Genomic DNA, 4381 nt, shown 5'->3' with positions numbered 1-4381 from the left:
ATCGCAACCGCGACGTCGTGGCGGAACCACTTGCGCCAGTTCGGGAACAGTATCTCGATCTTGCGCCCACGGTCCAGCACCGCTCGCGTGCAGACGCGGTTGGCCGAGGCCTCGAAGGCGTTCAGGTGGTAGGGACCGGTTTTCACGCGGCAGATGAGGACCGCGAGTGGATTGATGTCGCGTCCGGTGAAGTCAAGGCCGAGATCCATCGCGCAGTCGAGCGTCGTGCCCGACCCCACGAACGGGTCCCAAAGCCGCGCGGGTTCATGAACCTCCGAGCAGAGCACCGCGAGGATTTCCCGCTGCATCTGCGGGACCATCATCGCTGGATACTGGAACAAGCCGTGCATGTGCTCGGCGGACGGGTCAGCGGCTTTCGACCACTCGTGTGCACGCTCGTGGCGCAAGGCAGCGAGTGCCTCGGCGATCGCAGGTGATGCTGCAGTTGAAATGGGCTCTTGCATCGCTCCCTTACCGGCGTGACCGGGAGGCACAGAACCACCCATCGAAAGTCGAGGCAGGCACGTCCTGCCACCCGACGCCGCAGGCTAACGCGTGCCGCGGACGCCAGTTGTCTGCGGCACGCGTTAGCCTGCGGCCCCAGTTGTGAGCCGTGGAACGCTGGGGAATTGCGCCCGGTTCACCTGCGTCGACGGGGTCGTCCTGCATCACGTCAGATTCGCTCAGTTTGGTACCGCGGTTGGTACCTCAAGAAGGCATCGTGTCGCGCAGAGCAGGCTGCGCGGTCCGATCGCTCAGCGCGACTCCTTGGCGCAAGCGGCACGACTGCCTGGCGATGAGACCGCGAGGGAGAGGGTCCAACCCGCTTACGAAGCAGAATCTGCCCCAACAGAACAGCCGGAAGTGTCATAACTCGAAGGTCGCGTGCAGCCGAAAACCGGTCGCAGATCCCCCTTCGTACACCGCCCCCGCTACTGAAGAAGGCCCTGGAAACGGGGCCTTTTTCTTTGGGCGGATCCGCGACGACGTCCGGCCGTGGCATCAACAAGGCATCAATTTGTCGCGCGCTGTGCTCGGAGACGAGGGCCATTGCTGTGCAGGAGATAACGGGCGCGGACCTGGGCGTTACGGAGTTGGCTGCGATTACTGATCGCGCGGAAGCCGTCCTCTCGCCAGGGCGGCTTTCGTGTTACCGCCCTCTCACGGCCGCCAGGTCATGGGAACACGAGCACGGGCTTGACGACTTCGCCCGACTCGGCCGCCGCCATCGCTTCGTTGATCTGGTCAAACGCGAACGTCTTCACAAGCCGGTCGAACGGGAACTTGCCCGCGCGATGCAGCTCGATCAAGCGCGGGATGAACTCTCCCGGCTCGGCGTCGCCCTCGATCACGCCGGACAGCTGCCGGCCGAGCAGGAGGTGCCCCTGATCAATCGTGATCTCGTGCTCGAGGCCCTGGAATCCGACCGTGACGCAGTGCCCGGCGGTGCGGAGGCTCTCGAGCGCCTGCCGGATCACCGGTCCGGCGCCCACGGCGTCGAAGGAATAGTGCAGCCCTGGCGCGGCGAGCTCCTGGACCCTCCACAGAAAGTCCTCGGTTTCGGTCGGGTCGATCGTGTGGGTGGCGCCCAGCTCGGTTGCGATCGCGAGGCGCTCGGGATTGAGATCGACGCCGATGATCGGGTCGCACCCAACGGCCTTGGCTGCCATCAGCGCTCCCAGGCCGACCGCCCCGAGTCCGAAGATGATGATCCCCTCTCCCGCGTCTACACGCATCACGTTGAGGACGCTGCCCGCGCCGGTCTGGAAACCGCAGCCGAGCGGGCCCAGCAGCTCGAGCGGCAGATCGTTGGGGACCTTGACGGCGTTGCGGACGCTTGCGATCGCGTGGGTCGCAAACGACGACTGGCCGAACCAGTTGCCGTAGACCTCGTCCTCGCCGCGGTGCATGGTCACCGAGCCGTCGAGTCGCGTGCCGAAGTAGTTCAGCGGAGCGAACGCGTCGCAATACGCGGGGTGACCTCCCGAGCACTGCGAGCACTCGCCGCAGTGATCGAAGCTCAGCGCCACGTGGTCACCCACGCGCAGCTTCTCAACGCCGGCACCGACGGCTTCGACGACGCCGGAGCCCTCATGCCCGAGCACCGCCGGGAGCGGGACCGGGAAGATGCCGTCACGCGCGGACAGATCGGTGTGACAGATGCCGACGCCGCGCATCCGCACGAGGATCTCGCCCTCGGCGGGAGCGCCCAGGTCGACCTCGGCCAGTTGCAGCGGCGCGCCGACCTCTTCGAGCAGCGCAGCGGTCGCGCGAACTCCCCCGGGGCTGCCCGAGGCCGAAGGCTCGGTCCCGTACTCGGTGGCTGACATTGCGTGGCTCCTCTCTTCGAGCTGGGCGGGACGGAGCTAGACGGCGGCTGCCGCGTCCTTCTCGGCCACGCGCTCGTTGTACATCGGGAACAGCGGCCGGGTGAGCGGGACCAGCTTGAGGATCTTGTTCACCGGACCCTTTGCCTTGACCTGACCCTTGGCGAGACCGATCGCGAGGTTGTACTCGCCACGCCAGTACTTGTCGGCGATGTCTGCGGGCATGTACAGCTTGACGTCGGCAGCCGGGTCTTCGCCACCGTCCTCGACCGTGAGCTTCGGCTCCTGGAAATGAATCAGGAGCTTGGAGTCGGGGTCCGAGTAGTAGATCTGGAGGTTGACGTTCGCGGCCGCCATCTTCGGCCCGACGTCTGGATGGTCGGCGGCTGCACGGAACACGCCACCGACGTACTCGTAGACCTCGTCGGCGTTGTTGAAGAAAGGCATCTTTACTCCCTCTGGTAGGACTCCCGGCAGCGTAAGTCGGCGCGCTCTGTGTGCCATCCCCCCGGAGGGAGATATTCCATTCCGAAAGAGGATCAGCCTTCTACCGGCAGTGCCGCACGCTCGACGGGCGCGGCGCTCGCGTCCGCCTCGGCCAGCGGTCGCTCCGTCGTGTCAGCCATCTGGCGTCGTACGTACCGGAGCATGTAGAAGGTGAAGACCCCGAACCAGATCAGCCACCACGGAAACGCGATCCAGAAGTTCCACAGGCCGTTTACCGCGAATGGTCCGGTGGTCACGTAGGGGATCACGCTCTCGGGCACGAAGGACAGCGCCCCGCCGATGGCGACCCATCCGGCCCACCGTGGCCACACGGGCGAGTCACTTCGATCGGTCAGCGTGTAGATCCCGATTGCGAGCATCTCGAAGCCCGTGATCATGTAGGTCATGTCGTAGATGAACCACGCCTCGCGCCAGTAGGAGTGCTGGAGCAGGGGATGCGCTGTTCCATAGGCCGCGGCGTGGAGGATCTTGCCCGGAAACTCCGCCAGGATCCAAGCGGTGATGCCGCCGCCGAGGAGGCTGATGCTGGACAGCAGCGGTTGATGGTGCTCCTTGCGCAGCATCACCCGTGACATCGCTGCCGCCCACGGCAGATAGAAGACACCCACCACCATGCAAATCGTCATGCCGGCGACGATCTGGCTGTGGTAGGGCCTGAAGTAGTGGTCGACGAGCTCCTGGGGCGAGTAGGCGCGCGAGGGCGGCGGATGATTGTGGCCGAGGAGCCCGAACGAGACGAGGTAGCCGACGAGGAAGATCACGCCACACCAGGCGGCCCAGTACTGAAGTTTCAGTTCAAGTCGCTTGTCCATCAGGCCGGCTCCTCCGAGAGCAGGATGGGGAAGATGTGACGGTCCCGTGTCTGCGTCAGGTCGAGGTGGATGTGCTTGGCCTCGGTGTACTCGTTCAGCGCGTCCGGACCAAGCTCCCGGCCAACGCCACTCTGCTTGTAACCACCGAATGGAAGTGTCGGGTCGACCATGTGCCAGTTGTTGATCCAGACAGTCCCGGCACGGAGCTGGTCGCCGACCTCCTTCGCCCGCTCGTAGTCCTTGGACCAGACGCCTGCCGTCAAGCCGTATATCGAGTCGTTGGCCTGCTCGATCGCGTCGTCGAGGTCGCTGTAGCGGAGCACTGACAGCACTGGCCCGAAGATCTCCTCGCGCGCGATCTGCATCTCGTTGGTCACGTCGGTGAAGATCGTCGGCTCGATCCAGTAGCCCCTCTCGAACTCCGGACCCTCGGGCGTGCCGCCGCCGATCGCGACGGTTGCCCCCTCGGCCCGTCCGGAGTCCAGGTACTCCACGATCCGGTCGCGCTGGCGCTCGGAGATCACCGGACCCATGTCGGTGTCGAGATCGTCGGGATCGCCGAGCTTGATCGTCGAGGCCCGCTGGACGACCCGATCGACGAACTCGTCGTGGATCGAGTCGTGAACGTACACGCGGGTCCCTGACTCGCAGATCTGGCCGGAATAGAGCATGCACCCGAACAGCACCCCGTCGGCCGCAATCTCCAGGTCCGCGTCGTCGAGCACGATCACCGGG

General features: G+C 65.2%; 5 protein-coding genes. All 5 read right to left on the bottom strand.

The annotated features are described in order from the left end of the window. The coding region (locus VGH85_15150) for a hypothetical protein (GenBank protein HEY2175142.1) at positions 1 to 464 on the bottom strand (464 nt) is incomplete at its 3' end. Positions 465 to 1175: 711 nt separating this feature from the next. Then, a complete protein-coding gene (locus VGH85_15145; GenBank protein ID HEY2175141.1) occupies positions 1176 to 2330 on the bottom strand; it encodes an NAD(P)-dependent alcohol dehydrogenase in 1155 nt (384 codons plus the stop codon). A gap of 36 nt (positions 2331 to 2366) precedes the next feature. After that, entirely contained in the window at positions 2367 to 2774 is a 408-nt protein-coding gene (locus tag VGH85_15140) for an SCP2 sterol-binding domain-containing protein (protein HEY2175140.1), read from the bottom strand. 92 nt (positions 2775 to 2866) lie between these two features. Beyond that, positions 2867 to 3646, bottom strand: a complete 780-nt coding sequence (locus tag VGH85_15135) for a hypothetical protein (GenBank protein ID HEY2175139.1) — start codon at positions 3644 to 3646, stop codon at positions 2867 to 2869. Further along, a partial coding sequence (locus VGH85_15130; protein HEY2175138.1) for an aldehyde dehydrogenase family protein occupies positions 3646 to 4381 on the bottom strand: 736 nt, incomplete at its 5' end. The genes VGH85_15135 and VGH85_15130, both read right to left, overlap by 1 nt.

The sequence above is a fragment of the Mycobacteriales bacterium genome (assembly GCA_036497565.1).
In the GTDB taxonomy this organism is placed as follows: Bacteria; Actinomycetota; Actinomycetes; order Mycobacteriales; family QHCD01; genus DASXJE01.
The sequence above is the reverse complement of the archived record's forward strand: the minus strand, read 5'-3'. Positions and strand labels throughout refer to the sequence as shown.

Excerpts from the sequence above, each read along its gene's own strand:
- VGH85_15145 (HEY2175141.1), bottom strand. The coding sequence starts at position 2,330 with ATGTCAGCCACCGAGTACGGGACCGAGCCTTCGGCCTCGGGCAGCCCC.
- VGH85_15140 (HEY2175140.1), bottom strand. The coding sequence starts at position 2,774 with ATGCCTTTCTTCAACAACGCCGACGAGGTCTACGAGTACGTCGGTGGC.
- VGH85_15135 (HEY2175139.1), bottom strand. The coding sequence starts at position 3,646 with ATGGACAAGCGACTTGAACTGAAACTTCAGTACTGGGCCGCCTGGTGT.